15 protein-coding genes are annotated in these 18,397 nt (G+C 59.3%); 9 read left to right on the forward strand and 6 right to left on the reverse strand.

What is annotated here, in order from left to right:
- Positions 1-59 precede the first annotated feature (59 nt).
- On the forward strand, positions 60-404 hold the full coding sequence (locus OZ656_RS04870; RefSeq protein WP_011785703.1) for a hypothetical protein: 345 nt from the start codon (positions 60-62) through the stop codon (positions 402-404).
- A 71-nt stretch (positions 405-475) separates the two neighbouring features.
- Here OZ656_RS04870 and OZ656_RS04875 read toward each other — a convergent pair whose 3' ends face one another.
- Positions 476-712, reverse strand: coding sequence for a hypothetical protein (locus tag OZ656_RS04875; protein WP_011785702.1), 237 nt, complete (start codon positions 710-712; stop codon positions 476-478).
- A gap of 102 nt (positions 713-814) precedes the next feature.
- On the opposite strand from OZ656_RS04875, the gene ppc reads away from it, so the two are divergent.
- From ppc to OZ656_RS04905, 6 genes are all read left to right on the forward strand, one after another.
- Entirely contained in the window at positions 815-3,460 is a 2,646-nt protein-coding gene (ppc, locus tag OZ656_RS04880) for a phosphoenolpyruvate carboxylase (RefSeq protein ID WP_153741221.1), read from the forward strand.
- Between the two features lie 61 nt (positions 3,461-3,521).
- On the forward strand, positions 3,522-4,892 hold the full coding sequence (locus OZ656_RS04885; RefSeq protein WP_113879887.1) for an HDOD domain-containing protein: 1,371 nt from the start codon (positions 3,522-3,524) through the stop codon (positions 4,890-4,892).
- Positions 4,893-5,118: 226 nt separating this feature from the next.
- Positions 5,119-5,772, forward strand: coding sequence for an adenylate kinase (gene adk, locus OZ656_RS04890; RefSeq protein WP_011785699.1), 654 nt, complete (start codon positions 5,119-5,121; stop codon positions 5,770-5,772).
- A 33-nt stretch (positions 5,773-5,805) separates the two neighbouring features.
- Positions 5,806-6,507: a tRNA (adenosine(37)-N6)-threonylcarbamoyltransferase complex dimerization subunit type 1 TsaB gene (gene tsaB, locus OZ656_RS04895; RefSeq protein WP_153741222.1), complete on the forward strand. Its 702-nt coding sequence runs from the start codon at positions 5,806-5,808 to the stop codon at positions 6,505-6,507.
- A gap of 87 nt (positions 6,508-6,594) precedes the next feature.
- The gene (locus OZ656_RS04900; RefSeq protein ID WP_153741223.1) at positions 6,595-6,984 is read left to right on the forward strand and encodes a UDP pyrophosphate phosphatase; all 390 of its coding nucleotides are present in this window, start codon (positions 6,595-6,597) and stop codon (positions 6,982-6,984) included.
- On the forward strand, positions 6,984-7,820 hold the full coding sequence (locus OZ656_RS04905; RefSeq protein ID WP_011785696.1) for a class I SAM-dependent methyltransferase: 837 nt from the start codon (positions 6,984-6,986) through the stop codon (positions 7,818-7,820). The genes OZ656_RS04900 and OZ656_RS04905 overlap by 1 nt, the downstream gene beginning before the upstream one ends.
- A gap of 18 nt (positions 7,821-7,838) precedes the next feature.
- On the opposite strand, the gene plsB is transcribed toward OZ656_RS04905, so the two are convergent.
- A complete protein-coding gene (plsB, locus tag OZ656_RS04910) occupies positions 7,839-10,310 on the reverse strand; it encodes a glycerol-3-phosphate 1-O-acyltransferase PlsB (RefSeq protein ID WP_023010879.1) in 2,472 nt (823 codons plus the stop codon).
- Between the two features lie 140 nt (positions 10,311-10,450).
- On the opposite strand from plsB, the gene nudC reads away from it, so the two are divergent.
- Positions 10,451-11,287: an NAD(+) diphosphatase gene (nudC, locus tag OZ656_RS04915; RefSeq protein WP_278350024.1), complete on the forward strand. Its 837-nt coding sequence runs from the start codon at positions 10,451-10,453 to the stop codon at positions 11,285-11,287.
- Complete coding sequence (gene murI / locus OZ656_RS04920) at positions 11,280-12,125, forward strand: glutamate racemase (protein ID WP_278350023.1); 846 nt, start codon at positions 11,280-11,282, stop codon at positions 12,123-12,125. The genes nudC and murI overlap by 8 nt, the downstream gene beginning before the upstream one ends.
- Here the strand turns inward: murI and OZ656_RS04925 are convergent.
- The 4 genes from OZ656_RS04925 to OZ656_RS04940 all read right to left on the reverse strand — a co-directional run bounded on the left by OZ656_RS04925 (position 12,103) and on the right by OZ656_RS04940 (position 18,213).
- Entirely contained in the window at positions 12,103-13,110 is a 1,008-nt protein-coding gene (locus tag OZ656_RS04925; protein WP_199453776.1) for a DUF2156 domain-containing protein, read from the reverse strand. The genes murI and OZ656_RS04925 overlap by 23 nt on opposite strands.
- A 44-nt stretch (positions 13,111-13,154) precedes the next feature.
- Positions 13,155-13,808: a class I SAM-dependent methyltransferase gene (locus tag OZ656_RS04930; protein ID WP_011785691.1), complete on the reverse strand. Its 654-nt coding sequence runs from the start codon at positions 13,806-13,808 to the stop codon at positions 13,155-13,157.
- Positions 13,809-14,043: 235 nt separating this feature from the next.
- Complete coding sequence (locus tag OZ656_RS04935) at positions 14,044-16,221, reverse strand: bifunctional diguanylate cyclase/phosphodiesterase (RefSeq protein WP_011785690.1); 2,178 nt, start codon at positions 16,219-16,221, stop codon at positions 14,044-14,046.
- A gap of 24 nt (positions 16,222-16,245) precedes the next feature.
- Positions 16,246-18,213, reverse strand: a complete 1,968-nt coding sequence (locus OZ656_RS04940) for an HDOD domain-containing protein (RefSeq protein ID WP_273030330.1) — start codon at positions 18,211-18,213, stop codon at positions 16,246-16,248.
- Positions 18,214-18,397 lie beyond the last annotated feature (184 nt).

Consider the following 18,397-nt stretch of genomic DNA (forward strand, 5'->3'; position numbering starts at 1 on the left):
AACAGTCGCACTGAAAAAGTGCGTTGTGCCATCAAACAAGATGCAGGAGTGAAGGCACCATGAAGATCAAAGATCTGGTCAAGCACTGGGATAAACACGGCCGTGGAAGACTGACCCGGGACGCCGCCTATCTGTCTTTGGCTGACCAGCATCATGACCGCTTGCAGAAGCTTGCGGCATTGTATCCGATGAAGTCCACTCAGGATCTGATGCGGGATCTGATCTCCGCCGCTCTCGACGAGCTGGAAACCAGTTTCCCCTACGTTCAGGGTGAGAAGGTTGTGGCTTACGACGAGGATGGCTTTGAAATCTATGAGGACAAAGGCCTGACACCGCAATTCGTTGCCCTGAGCCAGAAACACATCAAGCGCCTCAAGGCCCGCCAGTTGGAGTCGGTTGCCTGACGGTTGCCAACACCCATTGCCATAGATTCTGTAACAACAACGCCGGGCTCAGCCCGGCGTTGTTGTTTGTATTACGACTTCTTCTGTTCTGCCAATCGGTCTTTCAGCGGGCCCTGGCTGATCAGGTCGTCCAGAGCGGCGGCAATCATGTCGTTCAGGATCTCACTTTCGCTCCGGTCCGGGTAGAGTTCCGCCAGGGCCGCAATCCGTGCGGCATCTTCCAGAGGCAGGCGCAGGTTGTATTCATGGCTGCGCTCCTGGGCCTGTTTTTCCTTTTCCCAATGCTGGGGCAGTTCGGTCACTTTCATGTCAGCTCCTGAGCGAAGTGGTTGAATCGTCAATAGACTTTCTGCGTTGCTCCCTAGTATCGTAAGTTTAGATTGTTTCCGTCAATTCAGAAGGAACCTGCCGTGACCGAACTGCACCCGGATCTTCGAGAAAACGTACGTTTGCTGGGCGATCTGCTTGGCCAGAGCATACTCCGATTCCCCGGACAGGACTGCTACGACCGCATTGAAGAAATCCGCGCCGCCGCCAAGGCTGACCGGCGCCAGGAAAGCGGTTCCGGACAACGCTTGGTGAAGCTCCTGGGCCAGCTCAGCGATGATGAGCTGTTACCGGTGACCCGAGCCTTTAACCAGTTCCTTAATCTTGCCAACCTGGCTGAGCAGTACCATGGAATTCGTCGCAAGCAGGGGCATCCGTCAGATCTGATGGTGGAATCCCTGGGGGACGTGTTTGATCGGCTGAAGTCCGGGGGGATAGACCCGCAAGAGTTGCATCGGAAGGTTGCAGATTTACGCATAGAGTTTGTGCTCACCGCGCACCCCACCGAAGTGGCCCGGCGTACATTGATCCTCAAGTACGATGAAATGTCCGATTGCCTGTCGAGGCTGGATCATGACGACCTGATGCCCGGTGAACGGGAGGAAATTGTTGACCGGTTGTCGCTGTTGATTGCCGAGGCCTGGCATACCGACGAGATTCGGCATGAAAGGCCGACCGCCGTGGACGAGGCCAAGTGGGGCTTCGCCGTTATCGAGAACAGTCTCTGGCAGGCGCTGCCGAAATTTCTCCGTAGCCTGGACACCTCGCTGTCGGAGGCGACCGGTCAGGGGCTTCCGTTGCAGGTGTCGCCGATCCGAATTGCCTCGTGGATGGGGGGAGACCGTGATGGCAACCCCAATGTCACCCACGAAGTGACCCGAGAAGTGTTTCTGCTTGGTCGCTGGATGGCCGCAGATCTCTATCTGCGCGATATCCAGGCGCTGAGAGCAGAGCTTTCCATGTGGCAGGCAAGCGATGAATTGCGGGCCGAGGTGGGAGATTCCCGGGAGCCGTATCGCCAGGTGCTGGCCCAGTTGAGGGAACGCCTGATCAAGACCCGGGACTGGGCCGAAGCCAGCGTCAAGGGCGAGCCGGCAGACGATTCGGGCATTCTGTTCGAGAATGAGGATCTCACCGGGCCGTTGGAATTGTGCTATCGCTCCCTGATGGAGTGCGGGCTGGAAGCCATTGCCAATGGTCCGCTGCTGGATACCATTCGCCGGGCGCACACCTTCGGCCTGCCACTGATCCGACTGGATATCCGCCAGGAGGCCTCACGCCACGCCGAGGCGGTGGCAGAGATGGTGAACTACCTGGGGTTGGGTGACTATCTGTCCTGGTCGGAACAGGAGCGCCAGGCGTTTCTGGTCAAGGAACTGAAAGGGCGGCGCCCCCTGGTGCCCCGGAATTGGCAACCCTCCGAGCCGGTGCGCGAGGTGCTGGCAACCTGCGAGGTGGTCGCTGGCCAGACACCGGAAGCCCTGGGTTCCTATGTGATTTCCATGGCCAGCAAGCCCTCGGACGTTTTAAACGTGATTTTGCTGCTGCGGGAAGCGGGGATGACTTTCCCCATGCGCGTTGTGCCGCTGTTCGAAACGTTGGATGATCTCAAGGGGGCTCCCGACAGTATGGCGGCCCTGTACGAGGTGGACTGGTATCGGGAATACTGCAGCGGGCGCCAGGAAGTGATGATCGGCTATTCAGACTCCTCGAAGGATGCCGGCCAGTTGATGGCGGCCTGGGCCCAGTACCAGGCCCAGGAGAAGCTGACCGAAGTGGCCAATCGGTATGGAGTGCATCTGACTCTGTTTCATGGCCGCGGCGGCACCGTAGGCCGGGGCGGTGGTCCGGCGAATCGGGCGATTCTGTCCCAGCCGCCGGGCTCGGTGAACGGCAGCTTCCGGATTACCGAGCAGGGCGAGATGATCCGCTTTAAATTTGGTCTGCCGAGGCTGGCGGTGCAGAGTCTGACCTTGTACACCACCGCGGTGATTGAGGCGACCCTGGCGCCACCACCTGTGCCAAAGGATGAGTGGCGCGAGGTGATGGACTGGCTGACCGAGCGTTCGCTGCGGTCCTACCGTGAGGTGGTCCGTGAGAATCCGGATTTTGTGCCTTACTTCCGCCAGGTCACACCGGAAACGGCTTTGGGTAAACTTGCCCTTGGCAGCCGGCCGGCCCGGCGCAAGGCCACAGGGGGCGTTGAAAGCCTGAGAGCCATTCCGTGGATTTTTGCCTGGACCCAGATGCGGTTGATGCTGCCCAGCTGGCTGGGCAGTGATGTTGCCCTCGAAGAGGCGGCCCAGGCGGACCGCCTGTCCGAGCTGCGGGAGATGATGCAGGGCTGGCCGTTCTTCCGCACCTACGTGGATATGCTGGAAATGGTCCTCGCCAAGGCAGATTTGCGTATTGCCAGCTATTACGAGCAGACCCTGGTTGAGGACGAGCACTTGCTGGCGCTTGGCCAGAGCCTGAGGCAGCGTTTGCAGGGCTGCATTGAGCGTCTGCTGGAGCTCAAACAGCAACAGACTCTGCTGGAGCAGGAGCCGGTGTTTGCCCATTCAATGAAAGTTCGGAATCCCTACACTGATCCGCTGCACTATCTGCAGGCAGAATTACTCAGGCGTGACCGGGAAAGCGAGGGGGCTGGAAAGGTGCCGGAAATGGTCGAGAGGGCGCTGAAGGTGACCATGGCCGGAATTTCTGCCGGTATGCGAAATACCGGTTAAGGTGCATAATAAGGCCGGGGCCGGACAGCCCCGGCCCATTTGATTTAAGGAGTTACCCCCGTTGGCATTGTCGGAGAGGCTTTCGCGTTTTCTGGCCCGCAAGGGCATTACCTACCAGCCACTGGAAACGGAGCCCGTTGCCAATCTGGACGCGGCGGTGCTTGCTTCGGGTAAACCCCAGCATGACTTTATCAAGGCGACCCTGCTGATCGATATCAATGGGGTGGTTATGGTGGTACACCGTTTTGACAGCACGCTTGATATGGATGCCGTGCACCAGTTCACCGGTCGGCGCCTGCAGCCGCTGACGGCGCGCCAGACTTCCCGGTTGTTCGGGGACTGTGACGCCGGATTCGTACCTCCGATCGGAGCCGCCTGGGAGCTGCCGGTTCTGGTGGATGAAGATGTAGTGACAGCCGAAAGTGTGATCTTCTCCGGTGGCACGGACCACAGCCTGGTTGAAATGGACGGCCGGGCCTTCCGTCTGGCCCAGGCTGGCGCCCGGCAGGGGCATCTGGTTATTCGTGGTCAGGGCGTGGAAGATCGCGAAGCCCTGACTCTGGAAGACGTGGCAGACAAACTGCAAAAGCTTTATCGGCTGCCGCCAATGCCGGCCCTGGCATTGCGAATCCTGCGGCTGACCGCCAATACTGAAGCGACGGCCAAAGAGCTGGCCGAGTTGATCGAATTCGACCCCAGTATGACCGCGCAGATCATGCGCTATGCCCGATCAGCGCTGTTCAACTACCCCGGCCAGATAAACTCTGTACAGGAAGCGGTCACCCGGGTCCTCGGTTTTGACCGGGTTGCCCACATTGCCCTGGGTATTGCCTCGGTGCGGGCGTTTGATGTGCCCCGCGGAGGCATGCTCGGCATGGATAATTTCTGGCGCCACTCGCTTTATTGCGCGTTCCTGTGCCAGAACCTCGCCGCCTATTCCGGCCGCGACAAGGGGCTCGCCTATCTGTGCGGATTGCTGCACAACTTCGGCCTGCTGCTGGTGGGCCATCTGTTTCCATCGGAGTTTGAAGAGCTCAATGCTCTGCGGGAAATCAACCCGGAGGCAAGCATGCACTCGCTCGAGCAGGAAGTGTTTGGCCACAGTGAGCGCCAGGATATTCTGGCTGTTGGTCATGGTGCCATTGGCGGTATTCTGCACCGGCTGTGGCAGTTGCCGGAAGCCGTGATCAAAGCCGCCGGCATGCACCAGCACATCGGATACCATGGCGAGCACGAGGAATATGTCCAGATGGTGCAGCTGGCCAATGCCATACTCAAAGAGCGTGGTATCGGTGACGAACTCAATCCTGACGACCTGCCGGCACTGGTTGAGAGCCTTGGGCTCCGGGCGGATGTGCTGGAGCGGGTTCAGAGCGACATGGACCAGGTGGCTTCCGATCTGGACGTGCTGGCGTCTTCCCTCGCTTCCTGATTATTCCCAGCCCTGCACTGGCCGTTGAGGCAGCTGACAGCCCGGCATTCGGACAATGATACGGAGGTCGACTTTCTCTGCCGGGTGTGAGTTCGTATAATGCTGCCTCGTTTTTGTGCGTGCGCGCCGGATACACGGTCCGGAGCCGTCGAGAGGTTGTCGCAAAGGCAGAGGTCTTTGCCATAACTTTTCAAACGATAATATAAAGCAATGGGAGCACAACGTTATGCGAATCATTATGTTAGGCGCGCCAGGCGCAGGTAAGGGCACCCAGGCCCAGTTTATTACCGAGCGTTTCGAGATCCCCCAGATCTCCACGGGTGATATGCTCCGCGCTGCGGTCAAAGCCGAATCCGAGCTGGGCCTGCAGGTTAAAGAGGTTATGGCGTCTGGTGGCCTGGTGTCTGATGACATCATCATTGCCCTGATTGAAGAGCGTATCCAGCAGCCAGATTGCAAGAACGGCTTCCTGCTGGATGGCTTCCCGCGCACCATTCCCCAGGCTGAGGCCCTGAAAGACCAGGGTATCGCCATCGACTACGTGGTCGAAATCTCGGTTGAAGACGAAGAAATCGTCAGCCGCCTGTCTGGCCGTCGTGTACACGAGGGCAGTGGCCGCATCTACCACGTTAAATACGATCCGCCCAAGGTAGAAGGCAAAGACGATGAGACCGGCGAAGCGCTGATCCAGCGTGAAGACGACAAGGAAGAGACCGTTCGCAAGCGCCTCAAAATCTATCATGAGCAGACAGCGCCGCTGGTGGGCTTCTACCAGAGCTGGGCAGAGAAGGCCCCGGCCGATGCACCCAGGTATGTGCGCGTTGAAGGCGTTGGCAGCCTCGACAGTATTCGCGATCAGATTCTGTCCCAACTGAAGTGATCGAAACCGGCTCAGCCCAGGAGGCGTGATTCTGTGAAACTTCTGGCACTGGATACCTCATCCGAGGGCTGTTCCGCGGCACTCTGGCTGGATGGCCGGGTGACCGAGCGATTCGAGGTGGCTCCGCGGGGCCACACTCGCCTGTTAATGCCCATGGTTCGCGAATTGTTCGCGGAGCAGGGCCTGTCCCCAACCGATCTCGATGCGCTGGCGTTCGCCCGGGGCCCAGGCTCTTTCACCGGGCTGCGGATTGCAACCGGTGTAGTCCAGGGATTGGCCTGGGGGCTGGATATCCCCGTGGTTCCAGTGTCGTCCCTGGCGGCGGTGGCGCTCGCGGCGATCGAAACGCACGCCCTGCAGGAGGGTGATTGCATTGCGGTGGCCTTTGACGCCCGCATGGGGGAGGTTTACTGGGGCGTGTTCCGCTGTGAGGCGGGGCTTCCAGTGTTGCTGAGCGAGGAGCGGGTCTGCCCGCCTGACGCGGTGACTCTGCCACCGGATGCCAGTGGCAACTGGTACGGCGCCGGTCAGGGCTGGACCCTGAAAGAGCAGATGCCCGGTGAACTCGTTGAACGCCTCGCAGCCATTGACGATACGTTGTTGCCGGCAGCGGCCCAGGTGGCGAAGCTGGCCGAACAGGGAATGTCGAACGGGCAGGCGGTGCCAGCAGAGCAGGCACAACCGGTGTATATCCGGGACGAAGTGGCCTGGAAGAAGTTGCCCGGTCGGGAGTGAACCCCGCTCCAACCGCCGTCTTTGCATTCTGCACCAGATCCTCCATAATGCGATGACGACTCTGAATCCTCACCCCGGTGGTGCGTTATGATTGGCGGCATCAATCCCTCAAATCCTTCGTTGTACCAGGCGGGTAATAACTCCCCGGCCCGGGAACGCACGGATGTATCCCGCACCCCGGAGGCGGACCCCCAGGCACTTGCCACGGGTGATGTTCGCAACCAGCTCAATACCGCCCGTCAGGATCGGGATACCGCCCCCGGTAATCCGGCACAGCCCGGTGGTACCGGCCCGGAACTGGACAGCCGGCGTGTCGAAGCCCGGCGCGCGGCGGAAGATGCCCGGCTTGAACGTTTCCGCGCAGATGAATTGCCGCTTCCTGCCGCCCGCGCGCTGTCGGCTTTTGCCGGCGTTGCCGCTGCCGGACAGGAGTTTGAGAGCGGCAGCGTGCTGAGCGGAATTGATATTCTGGTCTGATGCCGTCGCCTTCCTCTCACACCGAGCTTCCGGATTCCTCGTCTCTCCGTCACATCCTGGCCGTTGCTCATAGCCCCTTGGCTGAACCGGGCGTAGCCCGTACGCTGGCCACCGAGCTGGGGCTTGACTGGCTGGGCGTGGTCGCCCCCAAACAGGTTCGGGACTACGGTCTTCTATTGTTCATGGACGAGCATGGGCTGGCGTTACAACAAACCGGTAAAGGTGCGCCCGGGCCAGTCAGGGCGGAATTTGTCAGTGGCAAGATGGGCTACCGGCGCGAGCACGGTGGTGGCGCTGGCCAGTTGGTGGCGCGCGCCGTGGGTATGCAGAAAACCCGCGCTCCGTTGCAGGTGCTTGATGCCACCGCCGGCCTCGGCCAGGACGCCTTTGTACTGGCCTCCCTGGGGTGCCAGATGACACTGTTCGAGCGTAACCCGATCATTCATGCCCTGTTGGCCGATGGCCTGTACCGGGCTAGCCTGAATGAGGCTTGTGCACCGATTGTGGCGCGAATGACGCTGCACTCTGGCAACTCACTGGACTGGATGAACCAGGCAGGACCCGAAGCCGTCGATGTGGTCTATCTGGACCCGATGTTTCCGCATCGGGACAAGTCTGCGCTGGTCAAGAAGGAAATGCAGGTGTTCCGGCAGGTGGTGGGTGATGATGACGACGCCAGCCAGCTACTGGAGGCCGCGCTCGGCTGTGCCCGCTATCGGGTGGTGGTCAAACGCCCCCGCAAGGCACCCGCGATCGCCGGACCGGAGCCGGCTGCGCGGGTTGAGGGTAAAAGCAGTCGCTACGACATCTATCCGATCCGGGCGCTGCCGGCCTGACAGTGCCGCAGCGATCTGTCAGGCGTCGAGCATGGTGACCTGCTGGATAGCCTGTCGCTTCTCCACGCTCAGAACCAGACGGGCGTCTTCAGCCACTTCATCCAGACCCTCGCCATAGCACAGCCGACCGTCTTCATCGGTTGTGAGAACGCCGTTTTTCTGCATATTGGCTATGAAGTTCCGGAACAGGGTCTTGTCGAAGAACTCCGGTGCGTTCAGGCCGAACAGAATCGACATCCTTTCCGCCAGCAAGGTGCTCTGTTCTTCCAGCTCCGCCGCCGTCAGGTTGCCGGAGCCATATTTTCTGAGTATGCCCAGGGTGATGTGATAGCGTTCCAGGGTCTGGATGATGAAGCGGGACAGAATCCGCGACCGCAGCATCGCTTCGGTACCTTCCTCGGGCCGTCCCAGGCGCTCATCCGCAAGCCTGATCAGCAAGCCCTGGTCCACCAGCACGTCAATCCACTGGTTGATCACCGCGTCTACCTTTTCCTGGTCATACTGCAGGAACAGCTCTGACTGCAGGTAGGGATAGGCGACGCTGGTGAGGAAAACGATCTTTTCCCGGCTCAGGCTGGCCTTGTTCTCGAACAGGCTGGCAATGAGGGCTGGCAGAGCAAACAGATGCTGGATGTTGTTACGGTAGTAAGTCATCAGGATGGCGTTCGAGCCCTCCAGGGCAATAATGTCGCCCAGTTTCTGGGGCTGACGGGTAATCAGCCCCATGTTCTCGCAATAGGCAATCCAGTCCCGGCCGCTGCCTTCGGGCAGGGTAATGGTTTCGGCATAGGGATAGGCGCGGAGCAGGTCAGCATACTTGTCCAGCAGGCGGATCAGCTGGCCCTCATCCATCGCCAGCCGCTCAGTGCCCAGCAGAACGGTGGCCGTCATGCCAATCGGGTTCACGGCCACCGAGGCGTTGATGTTGCTGGCCACACGCTGGGACAGATTATCAACGGCCTGGTTCAGCCAGGGGGGACGATACTCGGCGTCATAGGCTTCGTGGCGCCAGCTTTCGTGAACGTCGTCCAGTACCTTGTCCAGGTGGATCGGATCACCGAAGTTGACGGCAACGCGGCCAAACGAGTTGGTCAGTTTGCGAGCGGTCTTGGCGAGACCGAAAATGCTTTCTTTCTGTTTCTTTTTCCCGCGCAGCTCGCCGAGGTAGGAGCGCCCTTCCATGACTTTCTCGTAGCCGATGTACACCGGTACAAAAACGATGGGCTTGCGGTGATCCCGCAGGAAGCTTCGCACGGTCATTGACAGCATGCCCGGGCGCGGAGGCAGCATGCGGCCGGTCCGGGAGCGGCCACCCTCGACAAAATACTCCACCGAGTAGCCCCGGGTGAACATCACATGCATGTACTCGTTGAACACCGTGGCGTAAAGCGGGTTGTCCTTGAAGCTGCGGCGCATGAAAAACGCGCCACCACGTCGCAGGATTGGTCCCACGATGGGCATGTTCAGGTTAATGCCTGCCGCAATGTGGGGCGGCATCAGGCCGTTTTTGTAGAGCACATAGGACAGCAGCAGGTAGTCGATGTGGGAGCGGTGGCAGGGTACGTAGACCACAGCGTTGTCCTGTGCCGCTTCCTTGGCTACCCCAATGTTGTGGATGGCAATGCCGTTGTAGATCCGGTTCCAGAGCCAGGCCAATACCAGTTCCAGGAAGCGAATAGTGACAATCGACATGCTGGCGGCGATCTCGTCGGCGTATTTGTAGGCCTTGGCGCGGACCTTCTCCGGCGGGATATCATCCTTCGCAGCAGTCTCACGGATGGCTTCCTTGACCGCCTGGGTGCGTACCAGCCCCTCCACCAGGGTGCGTCGATGCGACAAATCCGGCCCCAGCACCGCCTGGCGTACACGACGGAAGTGGGTTCGCAGAATTCGCGCCAGCTTGCGGTTGGCCTTCTGCTCGTTGTCGCGATACTCGTCCACCACCTGCCTGAGTGACAGCGGCTGGTTGAACTGCACGTAGGTGTTGCGACCATGCACAAGAATAATCAGAAATTTCTGCAGGCGGCCCGCCACCGACCAGGTGTCTGAGAGCAGTAGCTTGACTAGGGACTTTTCCTTGTCGGGTGATCGGCCCCAGAACAGCGAGACGGGCACAATCTGGACGTCCTGATCCGGATGTTCCAGCCCGAAGTGGACCAGATCAGTAAATTCCCGGGTAGGCACCGGCTTGTGCCGGCCGCCCCGAAACAGGCCGCCAATGCGTTTGTAAAGGAAGAAAAACGAATGCGAGGGCCCGTTTTTGACCGGCAAGGTATCTGTGGCTCCCGGCAACCGGGCCCGGATGACTTCCTGCTCCAGCACCAGACGGCTCGACAGTGAGCTGTACTGGAGCACGTAACAGACGGGCTTGTCCGGGTCCAGCCCGAGGGCTTCCAGGGTATTGCCACTGACATCAGTCCTGACCCATAAAAACAGGATCTTTCGGAAAAGAGACAGGATCAGGCTGCGAATGCCCTGATAAAGTCGCATAAACGGTTACTCCGGTCCTGGAAACAGGCGCCAAGTTTAACGGGTTGGGGCGGTAGCGGAAAGTCGCGCACCAATTCTTGGTGATGAATGTGATGTGGTACATTTCGGGACTGGTATACAGGCAGCAGGAAAGACAGGGCATGGCAGACAACAAGGCACAGTGGACACCCGGGTGGAGCGAGGCTTTGCCGAAGCAGGGCGATCTGCTGCTGGCATTCTCAGGCAACAGTATTCTGAAGCCGGCTGATGGCTGGTTCCTTCGCTGGGGTGGCCCGGAAATGGGTGGAAGCCGACCGGAGGCGCTGTCCCTGGGCACCTGGGAGGGCCGCCCTCTGTATGTCACTATGCTGCCGGACACGGGTGTGCCGGGCATGCAGACGCTGTCCCTGCGTGAGGCCATGCTGCTCACGCCCGAGGCGCCGGCGGATCTGCTCAGCACCGGTTATCAGGTCTGGCAGTGGTGGCAGGACCATCGTTACTGCGGCCGCTGTGGAGACAAAACCGGAGCCCATCCCCGCGAACGGGCACGCTGGTGCAACCGGTGCGGCATCCCCTGGTACCCGCGCATTGCCCCTTGCATCATTACCGTCATTCGCCGGGACGACCGCCTCCTGCTGGCAAAATCCGCGCGGGTTACCCGTAATTTTTACAGTCTGATCGCCGGTTTTGTCGAGCCGGGCGAGAATCTGGAGCAGGCGGTAGCCCGGGAGGTGATGGAGGAAACCGGTTTGGCGGTGACCAATATCCGCTACCAGGGCTCGCAGCCCTGGCCATTTCCTCATCAATTGATGCTGGGCTTTTTTGCCGACTACGAGAGTGGCGAATTGCGGTTGCAGGAAGATGAGCTGGCGGATGCCGGCTGGTTTACCGTGGATGAACATCCTCCGGTTCCGCCGGAAACCACCATAGCAGGGCGATTAATCAACGCCCTGAAAGCAGAGATTGCTGCCGGCAATGGTGGTATCCACCATGATTGACCGTCGCCCAAGGGTGCTGGTGTTTGACTCCGGGGTGGGTGGCCTGAGTGTCGCCGCCTGTATCCACCAGACGTTGCCCGGTGCGGAGCTTGTTTACCTGGCTGATAATGCCGGCTTTCCATATGGCGACAAGCCCGAACAGGTGGTGATCGAGCGCTGTTGCACGCTTATACGGCAGTGCCTGGCCCGGTTCCCCTGTGATGTGGTGGTGGTGGCCTGCAATACCGCCAGCACCGTTGTCTTGCCCGAGCTCAGGGCCGCCATTGATGTGCCGGTGGTGGGGGTGGTGCCGGCGGTCAAACCGGCCGCAGCCTGTTCCGCCAATCGCCGCATTGGCCTTCTGGCGACGCCGGCAACCGTCAAACGCCCGTATCTGGATGATCTGATTCAGGAGTTTGCCCGGGATTGTAAGGTATTCCGCCTTGGCCATCCGGCCCTGGTGCGCTGGGCAGAGGAACTGGTCGGTGGCTCAGCGCCGAATCAGGTGGAGGTGGATGAGGCCATGGTGCCGCTGCGGGATGCCGGTGTCGACACGGTGGTTCTGGGCTGTACCCATTACCCGTTACTGTTGCCCTGGTTGCGCAAGGCGTTACCGGAGGTGATGCACTGGGTGGAATCTGGCGAGGCGATTGCCCGCCGCGTGGCCTGGTGGCTCGATCAGGCGGGGCAGTTGGCCGGTGCGCAGACGCCACCGGGCCACTCCGGGCCGGTGGTGATCAGCGCCTGCTTTTCCGGTGATGCGCCGGATGATCTTGGCCCGTTCATGTCGGAAATGGGCATCCCGGTGGGGCTGGTGGCCGGCCACTGGCCCGGCGTTACAGTAACCGGGTCAGTTTGAACATGGCGAGGAACTCCAGAGCTGGAATAGCCCGCTTGTGGCAGCAGTAGGTTTTGAAGCCATCGCCGCGGAAACGTGATTTGGTGAACTCCAGCCCCTTGAAGTTGTACAGGAAGTTTCCTTTCTCATAGATGCCGTGGAGCATCTTCTTGAGCAGCCGGCTTTCCTGGTGCTCCGTGGCTTTGTCCAGGGACAGAGGTATCAGGCCCAGGTCCAGAAACGGCACACCCTCGGCCTTGAACACGTCCATGGCGTGGGCCATCAGGGTATAGAAAATGCCCTGCCGGAAATCCGCGTTGGCCCGGGAGATGTTGGGCACATAACTGATGATTTCGTTATTGCGATAGATCGGGTCGAAGTAGATAAAGCCGACGGCTTTGCCATCCTGATAGGCGTAGAAATGCCGTTCGTTTTCCCGATAATCCATTTCCATCGGGCGAATCAGGAAACGGATTTCGTTGCTCTTGCATTTTCGGGTGCGAATCCAGGCTTCCGAGATTTCCCGGGTGTGATCATCACTGAAGCGCTCTTTCACCGTGATCCCGTTCTTTTCGGCCTGGTTCAGGGCGGTTCTCAGAATCTGCTTTTTCTTGCCGCTGAGGGACCATTTGCGCAGGTCGATGCGGGATTCGCTGCCAAACTGGGTGCCGTAGAGCCCGAAGCGTAGATGCAGGAAATCCACCACCGGTTTGGAGACCTGGATGTAGCAGGCATTCGGGAACTTCTGGTGAAAGCGTTCCAGAATCACCGGGAAGTTCTCGGGTGCGCAAACCGGGTCTGACAGCACAAAGGTGCCGCCCCATTTGCGCATGTAGGCCACGTAGCCCATCCCTTCAACATCGAAGTACTGCATGCCCGGCTGCAGAGTCGAGAAGGATTGTGAGTGCACGCCGAACTGCTTGAGGTAGTTCACCCGCTCTGAAAACGTAAACTGTCCGTCGGTGAGTCCGTGGGTACGGTCCAGTGCAAGAATCTGGTCTGACATGATGACGCTCCCGATAACCTGTTGTTATTTTTGGTGTCAGGGGTTCAGGCCTGTTTTCGGCCGAGGATGGACCAGTAGCAGTCCATGTTCAGAAGCTTGAAGTGCTTCTTCTCGGTTACCTGCAGGCCCAGGCGCTGCATGTGCTCGGGGTAGTTGTAGATCTTGTGGAAGGCGTTGTTGGCAAACAGCCAGAAAATGAACACTGCCATGTACCAGTAGAGTTTCTTGAACATGCGGGACAGGATGTTGCCCGTCGGGTAGCAGAAGTCTCCGACAACCACTCTGGCATCGGCCTTGCCCAGGCGGATCAGGTGCTCCAGCACCTTGACCATCATGTCTTCGTCAAACACATTCAGGAAGAAGTTGGCGACCACCATGTCGTACTGCTCGAATTCATCGACCTTCATGATGTCGCTGTGGATGCGGCGAATGGTCAGGTGAGGCGCTTCTTTATGCTGGGCATCGGCGAATTTGCGCAGCATGGTCTCGGACAGATCGACCACCGTTACCTCCGCTCCCAGCTCTGCGGCTCGGATAGCGTCCCGGCCGTGGCCGACACCGGCAAACAGAATGCGGTCTCCGGGTTTTACCGTTTCCACATCCAGCATCGCGGTCTTGCAGCGATGGATGTTCTTGCCGCTGTAGAGGTTGCTGAGAAAGTCGTAGACGGGGCCAATATACTTGTACTTGTCGCGCATGATGACTGCTGCCTTCTTCTTGTTCCCTGGTTGTCCGCCACCGTTATTGTGATTGTTGCTCCGACAGCCTGTCGGACATTCCGGTGATCGGTTACTGATAAACCGAGCTTAGAGAAGGGGTAGGTTGAAAGATGTGCAGTACTGCGCATTTCCGGATACACAAAGTAACGTAAGGATACACTTTGCAAACCGGGTCAATGTTTTGGTTCTGAGTGTCAGACAATCGATAATCGTTTTAACCGGTATATGCGAAGGCCAGCCCATCTTTGGCCAGCAACCGTGTAATGTCGGCGGCGGGTCGGGCGGGGCCGTAGAAGAAGCCCTGAACCTGGTGACAGCCGAGGCTTTTCAGGTACGCAAGTTGGTCGTCGGTTTCCACACCTTCGGCCACAATCTCGAGTTTCAGGCCGTGAGCCATGGCGATAATGGCGTTGACGATGCAGGCTCCGTCTTCCCCACTGCGTATGGCTTTAACAAAGGACTGGTCCACTTTCAGAGTGTGAATCGGTAGACGGTGCAGGTAATTGAGCGAGGAATAGCCGGTACCGAAATCGTCGATGGCGATGCGCACGCCGGTGGCGGCCAGCTCCTTGAGCTTGCGGCTGATCTGTTCAAGATCATTCATGATCACATTTTCTGTGATTTCGATTTCCAGGTTATCGGCGGGGAAGTTGTGGGCGGCCACCCGGTTCATCAGGGTTTCGACGAATCTGGGGTGCTCCACCTGGCTGGGGGAGAGGTTAACCGCCAGGCGCAGGTCGGAATGTCCACTGCTGATCCAGCGGCCCACGTCGCGGCAGGCCTGATCGATAACCTGTTCACTGAGTTTGCCAACCAGCCGGGTTTCTTCTGCCAGGGGCAGGAAATCCCCGGGGTAGAGCAGTCCCCGTTCCGGGTGCTGCCAGCGCACCAGGGCCTCCAGGCCCACCACCCGGTTGGAACGGGAGCATACCTGAGGCTGGTAAAACACCCGGAGCTCGTTGCGTTCCAGTGCCAGGCGAAGATCCCGCTCCAGGCTCAGCCGGTTGGCGGTGTTGATGCTCATGCTGTCGGAATAGAAGCGATAGCCATCCTTACCCCGCGCTTTCACGTGGTACATGGCAATATCGGCGTTCTGTATCAGCAGATCCATGGTCTCGCCGGCTTCCGGGAACACTGAAATCCCGATGCTGACCCCCACAAAGACCTCGTGGTCCCCCAGTTGGAACGGCGCTTTCAGAGCGTGGATCAGTTTACGGGCGATGTTCCTTGCGTCGTCATGGCCGTGAATGCTCGGCAATAACAGGGTGAATTCATCGCCCCCGAATCGGGACAAGGTGTCTCCGCGGCGCAGGCACTTTTCCAGTCGATGCGTGACCGCCTGCAACAGGCGATCTCCCATGGCGTGTCCGAGCGTGTCGTTAACCACCTTGAAGCGGTCCAGGTCCAGAAACATCACGGCCAGTTTCTGCTGGCTGCGCCGTGCATGGGTGATGGCCAGTTCAAGCCGGTCTTTGAACAGAGCCCGGTTCGGCAGCCGGGTCAGCAGGTCGTGGTAAGCCTGGAAATTGATGAAGGCCTCGGCCTCCTTACGCTCGGTGACATCGCGGGCGATACCATAATACCGCGCAGGCTGACCGGTGCAGCCGCCCTGGGTTTTGCCGGTCTGGGGCCAGGTTTGCGGGTCTACCGGAAAGGCGGTGATCTCGAAATGCCGGGTGGCCTTGCGGCTGCCCCGGGTTTTCAGGCGGACCTCCAGCACCCGGGGATTATCGGCAGAGATATTAGGGCCCTGCAGAGCATAGGTGCCACGGGCCACGTCCCGGTCATCCAGTATATGGCGGAAATGCTGCCCGCAGAGCTCTGAGGGCTGATAGCCGAGCAGGCTTTCGACCTTGTTGTTGATGAAGCAGATATGCCCGGTTTCATCGAGCATAAACACGATGTCCGGCGAGCTGTTGACGATATAGCGGTGCAGGGCCTCGGATTTCTCCAGCCGGGACTGAACCATCTCATGGGCACGAATAAGCGACTGCTTGCCCAGAACCCCTTCCACAGTCGCCAGCAATTCTTCCGGGTCAAAGGGTTTACGGATGTAATCCAGTGCGCCTCGGCGCAGGGCCCGACTGACGGTGCTGAAAGACGACTCTCCGCTGACCACAATGACACCGCAATCAGGCTGCAGCCGGCCGGTTTCTGCCATTACCTGGAAACCGTCCAACTCTGGCATGTTCAGATCCAGCAGGGCCAGATCAAAGGCTTGCCGGTGAAGCTGTTCACAGGCCTGTCGCCCACCGTGGGCTTCTGACACCTCAAAACCCCGGCTCCGGAGGAGGTCGGCCAGGGTTTTGAGCAGGCGTGGCTCGTCGTCTGCCACCAGGATACTGGGGCGTCGTGAAAGGCTGGAGGACTCTGTGGTCTGTTCGCTTGCCATGGCTGTGTGTCCGTGGTTTCGTCGTCAGTCGGTGTCGTTATCGTTATGACTTGCCGCCGGCAGCAGTATCCGGAAGGCCGTGCCCTCCTGGCCGGTGTGGCAAGCAATGATGCCCTCCATGTCATCAATCAGTTGTTTAACAATGCTCAGCCCCAGGCCGCTATGGCCATCTCCCTTGGTGCTGTTGACCGGTTCAAACAGTCGGCGTTGCAATGGCTCCGGAATGCCGGGACCGTTATCGGTGACCTGCAACTCAACCCAGCGACGTCGGTTCTGAAACAGGGGTGCCGTGGTTTTCAGAGTGACGGTTCCGGGCCGCTCTCCAAAACCCTCAACTGCGTTTCTGACCAGATTAAGGACGATCTGGCGGACCGCAGAGGGGGCTGCCTGTACTTGAGTGTCCGCTTTGCAGAGGTGCAGGTGAAGCTCTCGGTGATCGTCATGGAACAGACTGTCCCGAAGGATTCTGCCCAGACCGGTCAGTTCTTCGTTCAGATCGGTGTCGGAGCCTGTTGCTTCGGCAGCGTGCTGGCTGATCTGCAACAACAGGTTGCCGGCACGCTCGAGTTCTTCCTGAATGATGTTCAGCTCATCCTGAACATCTGGATCCTCGAGCCTGCTGCGCAGCTGGAACAGGTACTGCCGGATAATTGTGAGCGGGTTACTGACCTCATGTACCTGTCGGCGCAGACGGTCGTTCACCATTTGCTGGTCCGAGCCAAGGCGATCGGCAGATGACAGCTTGAGAACCGCTGAGAGTTCCCGGGTGAACAACTCTCCGAGGTTGCGCGCACCCGCCACTGTCTGGTCGTCAATGCCAATCACGAACACACTGTCCCCGGTGGCAACGGGGAGCGCCAGCAGTGAGGGTGCGGCCAGCAGGGAGCACAGCTGTTGATCAAGCACGGTGGGTTCGGCCTGATCCATGGTTGTGGTGGTGCCGGTTCTCAGAGCAGTGGTTAGCGCACTGTCGCCGTAAGTAGGATTAACAGACATCTCGGGCAGTTGCCGGCAGGTGCCTGAGCGCAGCGTAAGATCCTCACCCTCCCGGCTGAAGCAGAGCACGGGGAGACCGGTGATCAGTGCCAGGCTGCTGGCGGCTTCCGACACCAGTGTGGAGAGGTTTTCCGGGCCAGAGGCTGGCAACGCCAGCGCGGTTCGCACCATGGTGTGTTCCAGCAGCCGCTGGTTCAACTGACGTCTGGCCTCGCGGGCATCGTAGTCAGTATCCAGAGGGATACCGAGGGATGCGGCCACGCTGGCAACCTCTTCGCCGATCTTCTTGTTGATCTCACGGGTCAGATCTTCCTGCAATCCGAAGATGGTGGCCGCTGCCCCTACGCCTACGGCATCAGACAGAGCGAGCCGGGTAGAGAGACTGACCACCTTGACCAGGTGCCCTGCATCCCTCAGTTGTCCTGGCAGGGCCTGTTGATAGCGCATGGCATCGACAGCCATTGTGCCCAGCCCCCAGGAGGACACAAGCCCGGCGGCGATGTCGTTCTGCTGGTTCAGTATCTGTTGCTTGCGTTCGGGGCAAGGTGTTTTGATCGCAATGAGCTCGCCAATGTTATGCATCATCCCCAGAAGAAAGGCTTCTTCCGGTTCCGGGTAGCGGGTCAGCGTAGCCAGCGTCTTGGCCGTCAGTGCGGTGGTCAGGGAGTGCCGCCAGAAGTCCCTCAGTTGTTGCCACTCGTCGCCTCCAAGTTCAAACATCAGCTGTCGCAGCGCGGACGTCAGTAGCAGCGTCTGGAATTTTCGGGTCCCCAGTCTCAACAGGGCCTGTTCAACAGAATGGCTGGGAGCTCCCCGTTGGTATAGCGCGGAGCTGGTGAGGGCGAGTAACCGGGTAACGAGGGCGGTGTCGGCAGAAACGATACGACTGATTTCGCGATAGCTTTGACCGGAATGGCAGGCGTCCAGAGCGCGCAGGATAACCTCCGGAAGGCTCGGCAGCTGTAGATCTGACGCAATATCCGTCGCTGTAGTCATGGCACGCCCCTTTGGTCCTGCGCGGTCCGCTAATGGCCGTGCGCAAGCTTCCCTGTTCTGTATTGAAATAATATGACAGGGTGTTCATTCTTCTTGTTGGTCCCTGAGCTTAGACAATAATCCGTCACTATTAAATACTTATTGGTGCTTTTTTAAGCAATCTGTCATCCGGTCTGTGATATGT

The organism is Marinobacter sp. LM1, from assembly GCF_042763285.1.
In the GTDB taxonomy this organism is placed as follows: domain Bacteria; phylum Pseudomonadota; class Gammaproteobacteria; order Pseudomonadales; family Oleiphilaceae; genus Marinobacter; species Marinobacter nauticus.